This is a genomic window from Pseudomonas sp. PA-4-8C (assembly GCF_021606625.1).
Taxonomy (GTDB): Bacteria; Pseudomonadota; Gammaproteobacteria; order Pseudomonadales; family Pseudomonadaceae; genus Aquipseudomonas; species Aquipseudomonas lactis.
In genome coordinates this window covers 54,396-70,528 of sequence record NZ_WKCD01000004.1, presented here as the reverse complement: position 1 = coordinate 70,528, position 16,133 = coordinate 54,396, and the positions used below count along the sequence as shown (strand labels likewise).

14 protein-coding genes are annotated in these 16,133 nt (G+C 61.3%); 3 read left to right on the top strand and 11 right to left on the bottom strand.

Features of this window, described 5'->3' with window-relative positions; genetic code table 11:
• Positions 1 to 86 precede the first annotated feature (86 nt).
• The 11 genes from GIW04_RS01875 to GIW04_RS01825 all read right to left on the bottom strand — a co-directional run bounded on the left by GIW04_RS01875 (position 87) and on the right by GIW04_RS01825 (position 11,444).
• Complete coding sequence (locus GIW04_RS01875) at positions 87 to 731, bottom strand: methionine ABC transporter permease (protein ID WP_003187635.1); 645 nt, start codon at positions 729 to 731, stop codon at positions 87 to 89.
• Positions 721 to 1,836 carry a methionine ABC transporter ATP-binding protein gene (locus GIW04_RS01870; protein WP_120247817.1) on the bottom strand — a complete coding sequence of 372 codons (1,116 nt, stop codon included), beginning with the start codon at positions 1,834 to 1,836 and terminating at the stop codon, positions 721 to 723. The genes GIW04_RS01875 and GIW04_RS01870 overlap by 11 nt, the downstream gene beginning before the upstream one ends.
• Positions 1,833 to 2,648: a MetQ/NlpA family ABC transporter substrate-binding protein gene (locus tag GIW04_RS01865; protein ID WP_120247818.1), complete on the bottom strand. Its 816-nt coding sequence runs from the start codon at positions 2,646 to 2,648 to the stop codon at positions 1,833 to 1,835. The genes GIW04_RS01870 and GIW04_RS01865 overlap by 4 nt, the downstream gene beginning before the upstream one ends.
• A 138-nt stretch (positions 2,649 to 2,786) precedes the next feature.
• Positions 2,787 to 4,145, bottom strand: coding sequence for an LLM class flavin-dependent oxidoreductase (locus tag GIW04_RS01860; protein ID WP_120247819.1), 1,359 nt, complete (start codon positions 4,143 to 4,145; stop codon positions 2,787 to 2,789).
• Positions 4,145 to 5,338, bottom strand: a complete 1,194-nt coding sequence (locus tag GIW04_RS01855) for an SfnB family sulfur acquisition oxidoreductase (protein ID WP_003187639.1) — start codon at positions 5,336 to 5,338, stop codon at positions 4,145 to 4,147. Before GIW04_RS01855 ends, GIW04_RS01860 begins: the two co-directional genes overlap by 1 nt.
• Positions 5,339 to 5,378: 40 nt before the next feature.
• Complete coding sequence (locus tag GIW04_RS01850; RefSeq protein WP_003187640.1) at positions 5,379 to 6,620, bottom strand: SfnB family sulfur acquisition oxidoreductase; 1,242 nt, start codon at positions 6,618 to 6,620, stop codon at positions 5,379 to 5,381.
• Between the two features lie 183 nt (positions 6,621 to 6,803).
• Positions 6,804 to 7,595, bottom strand: a complete 792-nt coding sequence (locus GIW04_RS01845; protein ID WP_003187641.1) for a hypothetical protein — start codon at positions 7,593 to 7,595, stop codon at positions 6,804 to 6,806.
• A 371-nt stretch (positions 7,596 to 7,966) separates the two neighbouring features.
• Positions 7,967 to 8,713, bottom strand: coding sequence for an L-cystine ABC transporter ATP-binding protein TcyN (gene tcyN, locus GIW04_RS01840; RefSeq protein ID WP_120247820.1), 747 nt, complete (start codon positions 8,711 to 8,713; stop codon positions 7,967 to 7,969).
• Between the two features lie 3 nt (positions 8,714 to 8,716).
• Positions 8,717 to 9,382, bottom strand: a complete 666-nt coding sequence (gene tcyL, locus GIW04_RS01835) for a cystine ABC transporter permease (protein ID WP_003187646.1) — start codon at positions 9,380 to 9,382, stop codon at positions 8,717 to 8,719.
• Positions 9,382 to 10,176, bottom strand: coding sequence for a cystine ABC transporter substrate-binding protein (tcyJ, locus tag GIW04_RS01830; RefSeq protein ID WP_014716462.1), 795 nt, complete (start codon positions 10,174 to 10,176; stop codon positions 9,382 to 9,384). Before tcyJ ends, tcyL begins: the two co-directional genes overlap by 1 nt.
• A 272-nt stretch (positions 10,177 to 10,448) precedes the next feature.
• Positions 10,449 to 11,444, bottom strand: a complete 996-nt coding sequence (locus GIW04_RS01825; protein WP_003187648.1) for a D-cysteine desulfhydrase — start codon at positions 11,442 to 11,444, stop codon at positions 10,449 to 10,451.
• Between the two features lie 166 nt (positions 11,445 to 11,610).
• Here GIW04_RS01825 and epsC point away from each other — a divergent pair, with 166 nt between their 5' ends.
• The 3 genes from epsC to mgrA all read left to right on the top strand — a co-directional run bounded on the left by epsC (position 11,611) and on the right by mgrA (position 16,062).
• On the top strand, positions 11,611 to 12,537 hold the full coding sequence (gene epsC / locus GIW04_RS01820; RefSeq protein ID WP_120247821.1) for a serine O-acetyltransferase EpsC: 927 nt from the start codon (positions 11,611 to 11,613) through the stop codon (positions 12,535 to 12,537).
• Between the two features lie 398 nt (positions 12,538 to 12,935).
• Entirely contained in the window at positions 12,936 to 14,897 is a 1,962-nt protein-coding gene (gene betT, locus GIW04_RS01815; protein ID WP_169856569.1) for a choline transporter BetT, read from the top strand.
• Between the two features lie 127 nt (positions 14,898 to 15,024).
• Entirely contained in the window at positions 15,025 to 16,062 is a 1,038-nt protein-coding gene (gene mgrA, locus GIW04_RS01810) for an L-glyceraldehyde 3-phosphate reductase (RefSeq protein ID WP_120247822.1), read from the top strand.
• The last annotated feature ends 71 nt before the right edge of the window (positions 16,063 to 16,133 follow it).

Here is a 16,133-nt window from a genome sequence, read left to right as displayed (position 1 = left end):
CGTCCTTGGGGAAACATTCACGGTCTGATTAGATATACAAAGAACATGGCCAACAACTGTCATAGTTGACAGGTATGAACGCGCACTCAGCGCTTGTTCAATACCCGCGCCAATCGGTCCCCGCTCAGTTGGATCACCGCCACCAGCACCACCAGCAGCACAATCACCGTGAGCATGATCTGCGTATCGAAGCGCTGGTAGCCGTAGCGGTAGGCAATATCGCCCAGGCCACCGGCACCGATCGCCCCGGCCATGGCCGATGAGTTGATCATGGTCACCAGGGTGATGGTGAAGCCGCCGACGATGCCGGGCAGCGCCTCTGGCAACAGCACATGCCAGATGATGTGCCAGCGGCGGCAACCCATGGCCTGAGCGGCTTCGATCAGGCCATGGTCGACCTCGCGCAGGCTCACTTCAGCAATGCGTGCAAAGAACGGTGTGGCGGCGATGGTCAGCGGTACCACTGCCGCCCAGACGCCATAGGTGGTGCCGACGATCAGGCGCGTGAACGGGATGAGCGCCACCATCAGGATCAGGAACGGTATGGAGCGGAACAGATTCACGAACGCTCCCAGCACGCGGTTAAGGGCCGGTGCCTGGTAGATGCCGCCCTTGTCACTGGTGACTAGGAACACTGCCAGCGGGATGCCCACCAGCAGCGCGATCAGCGACGACACCCCCACCATCAACAAGGTGTCGATGGCGCCCTGCACTAAACGATCAAACCACATAGCCCAGCACCTCCACCTGTTGTGCCCAATTGGCCGCACGTTTGCGCAGCTCTTCGCCGTTGTGCGGCGATGCATTCACTGCCAGCAGCAGTTGCCCCAAGGCATGCCCCTGGATGCGTTCCACGCCGCCTTGCAGCAAGCGCACGCGGCCACCGAGGGCGCTGAACAGCGCCGCGAGGTCTGGCTCCAGGGTGTCGCTGCCGGTGAACTGCAAGCGCAGCACCAGCGCGGCGTCGGCCGAGGCGGGCGAGGGTTGCAGGCGGCGTTGCAACTCTGGCGGCAAGCCGTGTTGCAGGGGGGCGAGCAGGGTCTTGCTGACCTCATGTTGCGGATCGCCAAACACCTGCCATACCGGCCCTTGCTCGACGATACGCCCGTGCTCCAGCACCACCACGCGGTCGCAGATGTCGCGGATCACCGCCATCTCATGGGTGATCAGCACGATGGTCAGGCCCAGGCGCTGGTTGATCTCGCGCAGCAGGCCGAGGATCGACTGGGTGGTTTCCGGGTCGAGGGCCGAGGTGGCTTCGTCGCACAGCAGAATCTCGGGGTCGTGCACCAGCGCGCGGGCGATGCCGACGCGTTGTTTTTGCCCGCCCGACAGCTGCGCCGGGTACGCCTTGTGTTTGTCTTGCAGGCCTACCAGCTCCAGCAGTTCATGCACCTTTCGCGCGCGTTGCGCCTGGGACACACCGGCGACCTTGAGCGGCAACTCGACGTTCTGCCACACGGTCTTGGCCGACATCAGGTTGAAGTGCTGGAAGATCATGCCGATGCGTCGGCGCAGCGCCACCAGGTGGTCTTCATCGAAGCCGCCGATGTCTACCTGGTCGATCAGCACCCGTCCGCTGCTGGGTTGTTCCAGACGGTTGATGGTGCGGATCAGCGACGACTTGCCGGCGCCGCTGCGGCCGATGATGCCGAACACTTCGCCACGCTGGATCGCCAGGTCAATGCCTTGCAGCGCATGCACCGTGCCGTCATAGGTTTTGCCCAGGTTGATGAAGCGCACATGGGCGCGGTTCAAGTCCGGGTGCAGTTCAGTCTGTTCGGCGTGGCTGGGCGCAGGGTCCAGGTCGCGCAAGCGGGCGTTGGCGGCGCTCATGGTTTAGCTTCCCAGCCGACCTGGTAGAGCTTGCCGAGGGACTTGTCCAAGGCCGCACGTACCACTGGCGAGTGCTGGTAGATATCGACGAACTTGATCACCCGTGGGTCGGTTTTGCTTTTGGGTTGGATGACGAACTGAATCACGTACTCCGGGTGATCGAGGCCGTCGAACAACAGCGCCGACTCAGCATCGAAGGTCTTGGACAGGCGGATATACGCCGGGTAGCCCTGCACCAGGTCGGCGTCGTCATAGGCGCGCACCAGTTGCACGGCTTCCACTTGCAGGATCTTGATGTTTTTCGGGTTGGCGATGATGTCTTCTTCGGTGGCCTTGTAGCCCACGCCCGGCTTGAGGGTGATCAGCCCGGCCTTGGCCAGCAGTTGCAGGCCGCGACCGCTGTTGATCGGGTCGTTGGCAATCGCCACGCTGGCGCCTTCTGGCAGCTCATTGAAGCTCTTGTACTTTTTCGAATACAGCCCGACGTTGTTGATGATGCCCGGCGCGTACGGAACCAGCTCAAACCCGGCGGCGGCCTTGGCGTTTTCCAGGAAGGGGATGTGCTGAAAGTAGTTCACGTCAATATCGCCGGCGGCGAGGCTGACGTTGGGCGCGATCCAGTCGGTGAACTCCACCAGCTCGACCTTCAGGCCCTGCTTGCCGGCCTCTTCTACGGCGGCTTCCAGGGGAATGGCGAAGGCGGCGGTGGTGCCGATTTTCAACGGTGCATCGGCGGCGAATACCGCCGAGCTGAATAAGCCGAAGGCCAGGGCCAGTGCTTTGACTGGGTGGTTTAAGAATGTCTTTTTCATAGTGGTTTTCCAGTCATAAGGTCTTAGATAGCGAGATCGTTCCCACGCTCCGCGTGGTAATGCAGCCAGGGACGCTCCGCGTCCCAAAAGCGAACGCAGAGCGTCCAGGAGGCATTCCCACGCGGAGCGTGGGAACGATCAAACAACTTGGCGGTAGGTAGAGCCGGTGTGTTGTTTGGGTAAGCGGGCCGTGTCGTGGAAGACTTTTTCCCGCAGCGTTCCCGGCGCATATTCGGTCTTGTACGAGCCCCGTCGTTGTAACTCCGGTATCACCAGCTCAATGAAATCCACATAGCTCTCCGGCGTCACAATGCGCGTCAGGTTGAAACCATCCAGCCCGGTTTCGCGGATCCAGGATTCCAGCTCATCGGCCACCTGTTCAGGCGAGCCCACCAGGGTGATATAGCGCCCGCCCAGGGCATGCTGTTCAAGCAATTTGCGCCGGGTCCAGTCGTTGTTCTGCAGGTTCTGGGTGGCCGACTGGATCGCGTTGCTTTTGACGTACTGGATCGGTTCGTCCAACGCGTACTGGGCAAAATCAATCCCGGTCGAGGCCGAGAAGTGCGCCACGCCGGCTTCCGCGCTGGCGTAGCTGAGGTACTCGGCGTGCTTGTTCCAGGCCAATTCTTCAGTGGCGCCAACGATGACGTTCAGGCCCATGAATACCTTGATGTCGTCTGGATTGCGCCCAGCCGCCACCGCGCTGGCGCGCACCTTGTCCACCTGGCGCTTGGTCGCGGGTTTGTTCTGCCCGCTGATAAACACGCACTCGGCATGTTGCCCTGCGAACAGCAAGCCGCGCTCGGAACTGCCGGCCTGGAACAGCACCGGCGTGCGCTGCGGCGATGGCTCGCACAGGTGGTAACCCTCCACCTGATAGAACTCGCCGTGGTGCTCTACCTTGTGCACCTTGCCCGGTTGCGCATACACCCGCGCCTGGCGATCGTTGCGCACCGCGTCGTCTTCCCAGCTGCCTTCCCAGAGCTTGTACAACACCTGCAGGTATTCATCGGCCTGGTCGTAGCGCCGGTCATGCTCGACCTGTTCGGTGAGGCCCATGGCCTTGGCGGCGCTGTCGAGGTAGCCGGTGACAATGTTCCAACCCACCCGGCCGCGGCTCAGATGATCCAGCGTCGACATGCGCCGGGCGAACAGGTACGGCGGCTCGTAGGTGAGGTTGGCGGTAAGGCCGAAGCCAAGGTGCTGGGTGACGGCGGCCATGGCCGACACTAGCAGCAGCGGGTCGTTGACCGGTAGCTGGATCGACTCCTTGAGGGGCACGTCAATGGAGTCCTGATAGACGTCATACACGCCGACGATATCAGCGATGAACAAACCGTCGAACAACCCGCGCTCCAGGATCTTCGCCAGTTCAGTCCAGTATTCGAGGGTCTTGTACTCGGTCGAGTTGTCTCGTGGATGAGCCCACAAACCGTGATTGATGTGCCCGATGCAGTTCATGTTGAAAGCATTGAGCAGGATCTTTTTTTTGCTCATCAGATGGTCCCCCGCAGCGGCGGGTTTTCATCGTTGAGGTAGTAGTTGCCGACCGCATGGTATTTCCAGCGCACCGGGTCGTGCAGGGTGTGCACCCGGGCATTGCGCCAGTGGCGGTCCAGGCCATGCTCGGCCAGGGTCGCCTGGCTGCCGGCCAGTTCGAACAAGGTGCTGCCGGCTGCCAGGGAAATCTCTGTGCTCAAGGCGCGCACTTCGGCGACGGCGATGGAGGCTGCGGCGACGGTCTGGGTATTGCTGTCGGCCTGGGCGCGATCAAGGAATTCACCTGCGCGCTCCAGCAAGGCTTCGGCGGCGTGCAGGCGGCTGCTCAGGTGGCCGAAGCTCTTGAGTGTCAGCGGGTCTTCGGTGGCTTTGTCGTTGCCGGCGTCGATCCACGGGCGGGTCTTGGTGCGCACAAAATGCAAGGCGTCCTCAAAGGCTGCGCGGGCGATGCCGGTGTCGATGGCAGCGTGGAGGATCTGCGCCAGCGGGCCAACGGTGGTCGGGCGTTCGAACGCGCTCTGGAACGGCACCACGTCTTGCGCTGCGACCCACACGTTATCGAACACCACCGAACCGCTGCCGGTGGTGCGCTGGCCGAAGCCGCTCCAGTCGTCGATCACCGTCAGGCCCGCGCTGTCACGCGGCACGAAGGCCAGTTGCTGCACGCCGTTTGCATCCACCACCGAGGTGGGGATGCGCTGGGCATAGATCGCCCCGGTGGCGTAGAACTTGCGCCCGCTGATGCGAAAACCATCGCCGTCGCGGGTGAGGCTGGTGATGCGGTCATGGGCGGTCTTGGTGCCCAGTTCCGCCAAGGCGTTGCCAAAGCGTTGGCCGGCCAATACCTCGGCGTACAGGCGTTGCTGCTGTTCGGAGCTGCCGTTCACGCGCAGTACTTCGAGGGCATAGAAATGGTTTTGCGGAATCTGGCCCAACGAGCCGTCGGCCTGGGCGATCAGTGCGATGACCTTGGCCAGGGTGACGTTGGACACGCCCGCGCCGCCGTAGGCCTTGGGCACGCTGATGCCCCACAGGCCAGAGCGGGAAAACACGTCCAGTTCGGGCAATGGCAGGCGGCGTTCGCGGTCGCGTTGGGCGCTGTCACGGCGCAAGTCTTCAGCAAGGTCGCTGGCGACAATAAGCGCTTGTTCGTCGCTGGTGATGACCGCGACGGGGTGAGAAAGGGTCATGAGTTTCTCCAGAAGCTCGTGGAAAAAGTGTTCTGGTTGGTTAAATCCAGGAATGACGAGCCGGCAAGGTGCCGTTGAGTCGATAGGCGCCGATGGCGTGGTACTTCCAGCGCACCGGGTCGTGCAGGGTGTGCACCCGGGCGTTGCGCCAGTGACGGTCAAGGTTGAATTCGGCCAGGGTGGCGCGGCTGCCGGCCAGTTCGAAGAGCTTCTCGGTGACTTGTAACGCCACTTCGGTGGTCAGCACCTTGGCCTCGGCCACGGCAATCGAGGCGTGGGCGGCGGATTGCGCGGTGATCGGCGCGGCGCTGACCTGGTCCAGCACCTGGCCTGCCTTGCGCAGCAGGGCTTCGGCGGCGTGCAGTTCGATCTTCAGCTTGCCGATATCGGCGATCACATACAGGTCGTCGCTGGCTCGCTCGACCTTGGCGTCGATCCACGGGCGCGAACGCTCACGTACGAAGGCGATGGCATCGTCGAGGGCGCCCCGGGCGATGCCGGCGTCTATGGCGGCCTGGATCAGTTGCGACACGGCCCCCTGGATATTCGGGCTTTCGCCCAGGCGCCAGTTGTCGATGACCAGTTCCGGGTCCACTGCCACGCGGTCAAGCAAGACGGTGCCGCTGGCGGTAGTGCGTTGGCCAAAGCCGGACCAATCATCAACGATGCGCAGCCCTTCGCTGCCGCGACGTACAAAGGCCATGACCTGCTTGCCGTCATCGTTCAGGGCCTTGATTGCCACCCAGTGAGCGAACAGCGCGCCTGTGGAGTAGAACTTCTGGCCGCTGAGCACGTAACCGTCGCCTTCGGCCGTGAGGCGCGCCTTGAGCTCAAGGGTATTTTTGGTGCCGCGTTCCGGTCCGCCGTTGCCGATGCGCCAGCCGTCGAGCACGCTCTGGAACAGCTGCTTTTTCTGACGCTCGGTGGCGGTGCCCTGCAATACGTGCAAGATGCCGAAATGGTTCTGCGGGATCTGCCCGAGTGCCGGGTCGGCCGCGCTGATGATCGCGAAGACTTCGGCCAGGGTCACAAACGACACCTGGGGGCCGCCGTATTCACGGGGAATGGAAATACTGCCCAAGCCGCTGCGGGTGAATTGTTCGAGCTGCGCCCAGGGCAGTTTGCGTTGCTGGTCGCGCTGGGCGGCCTGCGCACGCGCAGCCTGGGCCAGCTCGTGGGCGGCGCTCAGCGCCTGGGCGTCGTTGCGCAGCACCGTGGCGGGCAACAGCAGGGGGGCTACGTCCAGATCACTCTGGGGGGATGTTAGAGCCAAGTTAGACATCAGCGCCGCTCCTTGGCTGCACGCAATGCCCTGGCGTTGTGCACCGGGGTAATTCTGACCATACCGACCTCGCATTCAATGAAATAAACAGAAAAATCAGGAATGTCCGGTGGTCCGGTGCATATACCCTAAGCGTGTTAATTATTTAAATAAACTAACTTTTAGGAATATGCATAGAAGGGCTCACCCCGGTTCACAGGGTGAGCCGAAGCGACGCGGTTGATAGCCCGGGGCGGGCGAGGCTGGGTAGGGAGTAGGTGTGCAGGCGGCGATGCGCAGCGTACGGGCGGGCGCCCAGCGGGAGTTGTTACCCACGCGGTCGAGAATGCAGTAGGTGACCTCCAATCGGCAGTCGTCGCCGGCTTCGACAATGATGTGGGGCGGCACCCACACCTGCACCGCCAGGCCGACGCCCTGGGCCTGTATGCGGGGCAGGTCCAGGCGTACATCGCCCCAGCGCAAGGTGATGGCATCGCCCGTGCTCATGTTCAGGTAAGGCTCGATGGTCAGCGGAATGCCGCGCCTTACCTGGCTGCTGTTGACGCCATGGCGGCGGATCGTCTCGGGCAGGTTCACGGGCGCCAGGTTCTGGTTTTCATCGCTGCCCTCCGGGTTCAGGCGCGGCGAAGGCTGACCGCCGGGGTAGCTGGTCTTGACCCGCACCAGGGTCACCGCCGAGCGCATCGGGCCATGGCCGATCTGCAAGACCTGATAATGGACGCGTGCCGGGCCATCCTGCACAAAGCTCTGCGGTACGCACAGGTGGGTATAGGTGCCGATCTTGCAAGCCGTCACCTTACGCGAGGCAGCAAAGCAGTTGTTCCAGAACAGTTCAATCAGGTCACCTTCTTCCATGCTCGGATAGGGCGAGATATCGACCTGCAAATGGGCGGACGCCAGGGCGCTGATGCCGTTTCCAATAGCCTGGGGCAGCCTTGGGGCACGGAGCGTGGCCGGGGTTTGAGTGTGTGTCATAAGTAATCTCCTTGATGCAGCCAGCAGCAATCGTTCCGAAGCCTCGACGCACAGGCGCAAGGGGGGTCGAAAGGCACGATTCAGTCAGTAGCCGGGATGGGATCCAATCCTCAAGGCGCTAGATAAGAGGGTTGGCCAGGGAGCGTCAATGGAGGCAAAGGGCTTAACGGCGGGTTTGGAGAGATTCAGAAGGGTCTGACGGGGCGGGGGATTTTAAGGCGCTTACGACGGGGGCTTTTACGCGCTCAACCTGCAACCCCTTGTAGGAGCGAGCTTGCTCGCGAAGAACGCCCAGGCAACTCGGTCAATCTGATTCACCGCGTTATCGTGAACGTTCTTCGCGAGCAAGCTCGCTCCTACACTGGGAGGCGTCAGTGGGCGAGGAATTTGCTCAGGAACTGTTTGGTGCGTTCTTCCTTGGGGTTGGCAAATAGAGCCTTGGCATCGCCCTGTTCGACGATCACGCCCTTGTCGAAAAAGATCACCCGGTTGGCCACATCACGGGCAAAGCTCATCTCGTGAGTGACGATAACCATGGTGCGGTTTTCTTCGGCCAGGCTACGAATGGTCGCCAAAACTTCGCCCACCAGTTCCGGGTCGAGGGCCGAGGTGGGTTCGTCGAACAGGATCACCTCCGGCTCCATGGCCAATGCGCGGGCAATCGCCACACGCTGTTGCTGGCCGCCGGACAGCCGCCTCGGGTAAGACGCTTCCTTGCCCGCCAGGCCGACCCTGGCCAACAGCGCGCGCCCCAGTTCGGCCGCCGCTTCCCGTGGCATCTTCTTGACCACGATGGGGCCTTCGATGACGTTTTCCAGCGCGGTACGGTGGGGGAACAGGTTGAAGTTCTGGAACACGAAGCCCACATGCTGACGCAGACGCCGCACCAGGCCCTGTTGCTGGTTGAGCGGCCTGCTGCTGTCGATCTCGATGTCACCCACCTTGATACGGCCGCTGGTGGGCTCTTCGAGGAAGTTCAGGCAGCGCAGGAAGGTGGTCTTGCCCGAACCGCTGGGGCCGATGATGGCGACCACTTCGCCTTCCTTGACCTCAAGGTCGATGCCGTTGAGCACCACCTGACCATTGAATTGTTTGGTCAGTTTTTCAACCACGATCATGCTTCAAGACTCCAGGTCATGCCGGTTGACCCGGTCTTCCAGACGATTTTGCAGATGCGCCAGGATGCTCGCCAGGATCCAGTAGATCAGGGCTGCGGACAGATACATGGTGAAGATTTCGAAGGTACGTGCCGACACCAGTTGGGCCTGGCGGAACAGCTCGGGCACCTGGATGGTGGCGGCCAGCGCCGTGTCCTTGACCAGCGAAATAAAGCTGTTGCCCAAAGGTGGCAACGCCGTGCGCATCGCCTGGGGCAGGATGGCCCGGCGCAACGTTTGCGCTCGGGTCATACCGATACTGGCAGCGGCTTCCCACTGGCCACGCTCGATGGAGGCGATGGCGGCCCGCAGGATTTCACAGGCATAGGCGGCCATGTTCAGCGAAAAGCCGATCATGGCGGCCGGGATCGGGTCCAGCTCGATGCCCACTTGCGGCAAGCCGTAGTAGATCAGGAACAGCTGCACCAGCAACGGCGTGCCGCGAAAGAACGACACGTAGACCCGGGCCGTCCAGCTCAAGAGCTTGAAGCGCGACAAGCGCATCAAGGCCAGGCCGAAGCCCAGCAGCAGGCCGAAAAACATCCCGCCCAGACTGAGGATTACCGTGTAATACGCGCCCTTGAGCAGAAAGGGCGCGGAGTCCAGCGCGAGTTGGAAACCTGCTTCCATTATTGCGTGACGTCAGCGTTGAAGTACTTCTCGGACAGCGTCTTCAAGGTGCCGTCGGCGCGCAGTTTGTCCAGAGCCTTGTTCACCGCGTCGAGCAATTCAGGCTCGCCTTTGCGCAGGGCGATACCGGATTCCTGACGGGAGAAGGCGTCGCCGGCAGCGGCGGTGTCGGGGGCTTTCTTGGCGTATTCCAGGGCGGCCAGGCGGTCGATCAGGATGGCGTCGATGCGGCCGATACGCAGGTCTTGGAACTTGGTCGGGTCGTCGTTGTAGGTCTTGATAATAGCTTTAGGCTGGTTGTCCTTGAGCCATTGTTCGTAGTTGGTGCCCAGGCCCACACCGACTTTCTTGCCGGCCAGATCGTCGGCTTTCTTGATCGAGTCGACGTTCTTTTTCAGCACCAGCGCCTGGATGCCGGACACGGTGTAAGGCTTGGAGAAATCGTATTTTTTCTTGCGCTCTTCGGAGATGGTTACCTGGTTGACCACAGCGTCCAGGCGCTTGGATTCCAGCGCGGCGAGGATGCCGTCCCATGGCGTGGCTTGCAGCTTGACCTTCACGCCCAGCTCCTTGGCCAGCGCCTCGGACAGTTCCACTTCAAAACCGCTGAGCTTGCCGCTTTCATCGACGAAGCTGAACGGAGGGTAGGTGCCTTCCAGGCCGATCTTGATCTCGCCGGCCTTCTTGATAGTGTTCAACTGCTCGCCGGCAACCGCCTGGCCCAGCCAGCCAGCGCCAAGCGCCAGGCCCAAAGTGCCAACCAACAGCGTGCGACGAAATGCAGAAATAGTCATGGAGAGCCCCTGTGTTTTTATGGTGAGCGAAGCAGGTGACGCGGTAGTCGTATCCTGCCCTAAAGTGCGAAGCGCGTCTTCGCCTTCGGCGCGATGATAAGACGGGTTTTTAAGTCTTGAAAATAATAAAAATAGAATTTCATATTCTTTTTGGAAATATGTACGGCTTGTGTAGGAGCTGGCTTGCCTGCGATTGCAGTGTGTCAGTGCCAAGTTTCTGGCTGACCTACCGCAATCGCAGGCAAGCCAGCTCCCACATCGACCGTATTCAATCAGTTGAAAACTGAGTCATAAGCAAACAACGCCGGCGCCCCACCGGTGTGCAGGAAAATAATCGGCCCCTCTTCAAAGCGCTGGCGCCCGATGCCGTCGAGCAAACCGGCCATGGCCTTGCCGGTATACACCGGGTCCAGCAACAGACCTTCCTGGCTGGCCAAAAGTTTGATCGCCGAGAGGGTGCCAGCGTTTGGCTCGCCATAACGCGGCCCGAAATACTCGTCCCACAGGGTCACCTTAAAGGCTTCGGGAATAGCCACACCGAGCAACTCGGCGGTGCGTTCGGCCAGGCCCTGCACCTTGGGTAATTGCGCTTGCTCGGTGCGCGACACCGTGATGCCGATCACCGGCAACTGCGGCAATGCTTCGCTCAAGGCCAGGGCCAGGCCGCTGTGGGTGCCGGCGCTGCCAGAGGCAAGCACAACCGCGGCGAATTGGATGCCGCTGTCTTCAATCTGCGCGGCCAACTCCAGCCCGGCGCGCACGTAACCCAACGCGCCGAGGGCATTGGAGCCGCCGATAGGCACCAGGTACGGCTTCTTGCCGTTGCTGCGCAGGCGGTCGGCGAGGGCGTTGAGTTGGTCGTCGACGTTGTCGAGGTTTTCCACCAGTTCCACTTTGGCGTCGAACAGCTCCAGCAGCAGGCGATTGCCGTTGCCAAGGTAGTTGGGGTCGTCGGTGCCGGTAGGGTTTTCCAGCAGGGCAACACAGCCCAGGCCGAGCTTGGCGGCGAGCGCGGCGGTCTGGCGCACATGGTTGGACTGGATCGCGCCAGCGGTGACCAAGGTGTCGGCGCCCTGGGCAAGCGCGTCGGCGGCCAGGTATTCGAGTTTGCGCAGCTTGTTGCCGCCCATGGCCAGCGGCGTGGTGTCATCGCGTTTGACGTAGATGTCCCTGCCCAGCCAGGCCGACAGCCGCTCGAGTTTTTCCAGGGCGGTGGCATTGCCCAGTAGTTCCAGGCGGTCAAAACGGGCGAGCTGTTGTTTGATCATGGTTACGCACGGTGGCTGAGTGATGGGGGGACTATAGGCAGGCACTTTTCATCGGGCAACCGTCAATCGCTTATGCCGAAAGGTTCTTATGCTCACACCATTGGTTCTTAAGAGCTGCCTGGGTGCATACCGTAAAGTGATGGCCATTTCGTCAGGAGTGAATACCGTGAGTGAGCGTTCCAGTCATTGGCAATTGCAGACCATCGTCAGCCAGCTGCGCGGCGCCCGCGACCAGTGGCGAACGCGCAATGGGCGCTTGAGTGGCGAGCATGGTGGTCGCGAGTTGCCATCCCGCGAGGCGGTGGCACAGATTCTTGAGGCCTTGTGCGGCGCCCTGTTTCCGATGCGCCTGGGCCCGGCGGACCTGCGCGAAGAAAGCGAAGACTTCTACGTGGGCCATACCCTCGACGTCGCGCTCAACGCCTTGCTAGCCCAGGCGCGCCTGGAGCTGCGCTATGCCGCGCGCCAGGGCGGTGAGGATGACAGTGAAGTCAACGCCCAGGCCATTCGCCTTATCCAGGATTTTGCCCTGGCGTTGCCATGCCTACGCAGCCTGTTGGACACCGACGTACTGGCCGCCTACCACGGCGACCCGGCCGCACGCAGTGTGGATGAAGTGCTGCTGTGCTACCCGGGCATCCTGGCGGTGATCCACCATCGCCTGGCCCACCACCTGTACCGCGCCGGCCTGCCGCTGCTGGCGCGGATCAGTGCAGAAATCGCCCACTCGGCCACCGGCATTGATATCCACCCCGGCGCGCAGATCGGCCCGAGTTTCTTTATCGACCACGGCACGGGCGTGGTGATTGGCGAGACGGCGATCATCGGCGAGCGCGTGCGCATTTACCAGGCCGTGACACTGGGGGCCAAACGCTTTCCGGCGGATGAAGATGGGCAATTGCAGAAAGGCCACCCGCGTCACCCCATTGTTGAAGATGATGTGGTGATCTACGCCGGGGCGACGATCCTGGGGCGGATCACCATTGGCCAGGGTTCGACCATTGGCGGCAATGTGTGGCTGACCCGCAGCGTGCCGGCCGGGGCGAATATCACTCAGGCGAACTTGCAGCATGATGATGGGGCGCAGAAGTAATACCTGAGTAGACACCCATCAGTGTGGGAGCTGGCTTGCCTGCGATAGCGGTGTATCAGTCAAAGGAAGGGCGGCTGACCCACCGCTATCGCAGGCAAGCCAGCTCCCACATTTAGAATGTATTTCAACGTGGGGTCGCTGAACGATTTGCCTCCTTCATCCGTCATACCAATCCCTGAGCTAGTGTAGGAAACACCTACCACTCAGCCCCGAGATTAGTCCCAGACCGCCTATTCATGTTTAACTTGAACGTTCGTTCAAGTTAAACCGGTGGTTCGCTGCCCGCTCACAACAGGAGGCTTACCTTTGCTGAGTCCGTTTTTTACAGCCATATCCCGCAACCTTGAGGTGCATCGTTCATGAGTGCATCGTCCACCCCTTCCAGCGGCATGGTGCGCATGAATGCGCCCGTTTTCTACTTTGCCGCGACCGTCATCCTGCTGTTTGGCATCACTGTCATCGCTATCCCGCAACAGGCCGGTGCCTGGTTGCTGGCGGCGCAAAACTGGGCGGCCAACACGGTCGGCTGGTACTACATGCTGGCGATGACCCTGTATCTGGTCTTCGTGGTGGTCACCGCGCTATCGGGCTACGGCAAGATAAAACTCGGTGCCGACCACGACGAGCCCGAATTCAGTTACCTGTCCTGGGCCGGCATGTTGTTCGCCGCCGGGATCAGCATCACGCTGTTTTTCTTTTGCGTCTCGGAGCCGCTGACGCACTTGGTGCAGCCGCCCCAGGGCGAAGCAATGAACGCCGATGCGGCGCGCCAGGCCATGCAGGTGTTGTTCCTGCATTGGGGCCTGCATGGCTGGGGCGTGTTCGCGTTTGTCGGCATGGCCCTGGCGTATTTCGCTTACCGGCATAACCTGCCGCTGGCGTTGCGCTCGGCGCTGTACCCGCTGATCGGCAAGCGCATCAATGGCCCTATCGGTTACGCGGTGGATGGCTTTGGCATCATTGCCACGGTGTTCGGCCTGGGCGCCGACATGGGCTTTGGCGTGCTGCACCTCAACTCTGGCCTGGACTACCTGTTTGGCATTGCCCATACCCAGTGGATCCAGGTGGGCCTGATTACGTTGATGATGGGCGCGGCGATCATCGTGGCCGTGGCCGGCGTCGACAAGGGCGTGCGGGTGATGTCCGACATCAACATGCTGCTGGCCTGTGCGCTGCTGCTGTTCGTGTTGTTCGCCGGGCCTACCCAGCACCTGCTCAACACCTTGATCCAGAACATCGGTGACTATTTGGGCGCGTTGCCCACCAAGAGTTTTGATGTGTACGCCTACAACGAGCCGAGCGACTGGCTGGGCGGCTGGACGGTGTTCTATTGGGCCTGGTGGATCGCATGGTCGCCGTTCGTGGGCCTGTTTATCGCGCGCATTTCCCGTGGCCGCACCATCCGCGAATTCGTGTTTGGCGTGCTGCTGATTCCGCTGGGCTTCACCCTGGCGTGGATGTCGATCTTCGGTAACAGCGCCATCGATCAGGTGCTCAACCATGGCATGGCAGCACTGGGCCAGTCGGCGATCGATGACCCATCGATGAGCCTCTACCTGCTGCTGGAAACCTACCCGTGGAGCAAGACCGTGATCGCGGTCACGGTGTTCATCAGCTTTGTGTTCTTCGTGACCTCGGCTGACTCCGGCACTGTGGTGCTCTCCACCCTGTCGTCCAAAGGCGGCAACGCTGACGAAGACGGGCCGAAGTGGCTGCGTGTGTTCTGGGGCGCGATGACCGCCTTGGTCACCAGTGCGTTGCTGTTCGCCGGCAGTATCGACTCGCTCAAGTCGGCGGTGGTACTGACCTCGCTGCCGTTCTCGCTGATCCTGCTGCTGATGATGTGGGGGTTGCACAAGGCGTTCTACCTGGAGTCGCAAAAGCAGATTGCGCAGTTGCATTCCCTGGCGCCGATCTCCGCTTCGCGCAAAGGCCGAGGTGGCTGGCGCCAGCGTTTGAGCCAGGCGGTGCATTTCCCATCCCGCGATGAGGTGTACCGTTTCCTCGACACCACGGTGCGCCCGGCGATTGAGGAAGTGACCGCAGTGTTTGTCGAGAAGGGCCTTACGGTGGTGACCCAGCCCGACCCGTCCAACGACAGCGTCAGCCTCGAAATTGGCCATGGCGAAGAACGCCCGTTCATCTACCAGGTGCAGATGCGTGGCTACTTCACACCGTCGTTCGCCTTGGGCGGCATTGGCAAGAAAGAGATCAACAACCGCCGCTACTATCGGGCCGAAGTGCACTTGAGTGAGGGCAGCCAGGACTATGACCTGGTGGGCTACACCAAGGAGCAGATCATCAATGACATCCTCGACCAGTACGAGCGCCATCTGCAGTTCTTGCACATGGTGCGCTGATAGCGTTCCTCTCAAGTAGGTCTTTGCTGTAAAAGGAAGAGGCAGACTTAAGCGATTCAGCTGCTTAAAAGGCCCGGGAATATGCCTATTCCCGGGCCTTATTTGCCCTAGATCAAGAGAGGATTCGATGACGTACATTGCTGCCGAAAACCGCTATGAATCTATTCCTTATCGCCGCGTAGGCCGCAGTGGACTGGTGCTGTCGGCACTGTCCCTGGGGTTGTGGCACAACTTTGGCGACAGCACCCCGATCGACACCCAGCGCGCTTTGCTGCGCACCGCGTTCGACCTGGGTATCAACCACTTCGACCTGGCCAACAACTACGGCCCGCCCTACGGCAGCGCCGAGATCAATTTCGGTCGGTTGCTGCGCGAAGACTTCAAGCACTATCGCGACGAGTTGATCATCTCCAGCAAAGCCGGGTGGGACATGTGGCCCGGCCCTTACGGCCAGGGTGGCGGGTCGCGTAAATACGTATTGGCGAGCCTGGACCAGAGCCTGCAACGCCTGGGCGTCGATTATGTAGATATTTTCTACTCGCACCGCTTCGACCCCGACACGCCCCTGGAAGAGACCGCCAGCGCCCTGGCCACTGCCGTGCAACAAGGCAAGGCGTTGTACATCGGTATCTCGTCTTACTCCGGGGTTAAAACCCGCGAAATCGCAGCGTTGCTCAACGAGTGGAAAGTGCCGTTGTTGATCCACCAGCCGGCCTACAACCTGCTCAACCGTTGGGTGGAAAAAGACCTGCTGGACACCACTGAAGAACTCGGCGCCGGGGTGATCGCCTTCACGCCGCTGGCCCAGGGTTTGTTGACCGATAAATACCTCAACGGCGTACCGGCCGATGCGCGGGTGAACCGTCCGGGTGGTGGCTCGTTGCAGGCCCAGCACCTGTCCGAAGCCAACATCGCCCATGTACGCGGCCTGAATGAAATCGCCAAGCGCCGTGGCCAGAGCCTGGCCCAGTTGGCGCTGGCGTGGACATTACGTGATCCACGGGTAACCAGTGCGCTGATCGGCGCGAGCCGGCCGGAGCAGATTATCGAAAACGTCGGGGCGTTGAAGAACTTGAGCTTCAGTGCAGAAGAATTGGCGGAGATTGATCGGTTTGCGCAGGAAGGCGGGATCAACTTGTGGGAAAAGCCATCCACCGCCGAATAACCTTGAAAAAGCAGGCCCTCTGATCGTTCCCACGCTCTGCGTGGGAATGCAGCCCGGACGCTCGGCGTCCG

Coding starts and splice junctions, on each gene's coding strand:
- GIW04_RS01875 (WP_003187635.1), bottom strand. CDS start 731: ATGTGGTTTGATCGTTTAGTGCAGGGCGCCATCGACACCTTGTTGATG.
- GIW04_RS01870 (WP_120247817.1), bottom strand. CDS start 1,836: ATGAGCGCCGCCAACGCCCGCTTGCGCGACCTGGACCCTGCGCCCAGC.
- GIW04_RS01865 (WP_120247818.1), bottom strand. CDS start 2,648: ATGAAAAAGACATTCTTAAACCACCCAGTCAAAGCACTGGCCCTGGCC.
- GIW04_RS01860 (WP_120247819.1), bottom strand. CDS start 4,145: ATGAGCAAAAAAAAGATCCTGCTCAATGCTTTCAACATGAACTGCATC.
- GIW04_RS01855 (WP_003187639.1), bottom strand. CDS start 5,338: ATGACCCTTTCTCACCCCGTCGCGGTCATCACCAGCGACGAACAAGCG.
- GIW04_RS01850 (WP_003187640.1), bottom strand. CDS start 6,620: ATGTCTAACTTGGCTCTAACATCCCCCCAGAGTGATCTGGACGTAGCC.
- GIW04_RS01845 (WP_003187641.1), bottom strand. CDS start 7,595: ATGACACACACTCAAACCCCGGCCACGCTCCGTGCCCCAAGGCTGCCC.
- tcyN (WP_120247820.1), bottom strand. CDS start 8,713: ATGATCGTGGTTGAAAAACTGACCAAACAATTCAATGGTCAGGTGGTG.
- tcyL (WP_003187646.1), bottom strand. CDS start 9,382: ATGGAAGCAGGTTTCCAACTCGCGCTGGACTCCGCGCCCTTTCTGCTC.
- tcyJ (WP_014716462.1), bottom strand. CDS start 10,176: ATGACTATTTCTGCATTTCGTCGCACGCTGTTGGTTGGCACTTTGGGC.
- GIW04_RS01825 (WP_003187648.1), bottom strand. CDS start 11,444: ATGATCAAACAACAGCTCGCCCGTTTTGACCGCCTGGAACTACTGGGC.
- betT (WP_169856569.1), top strand. CDS start 12,936: ATGAATGCGCCCGTTTTCTACTTTGCCGCGACCGTCATCCTGCTGTTT.
- mgrA (WP_120247822.1), top strand. CDS start 15,025: ATGACGTACATTGCTGCCGAAAACCGCTATGAATCTATTCCTTATCGC.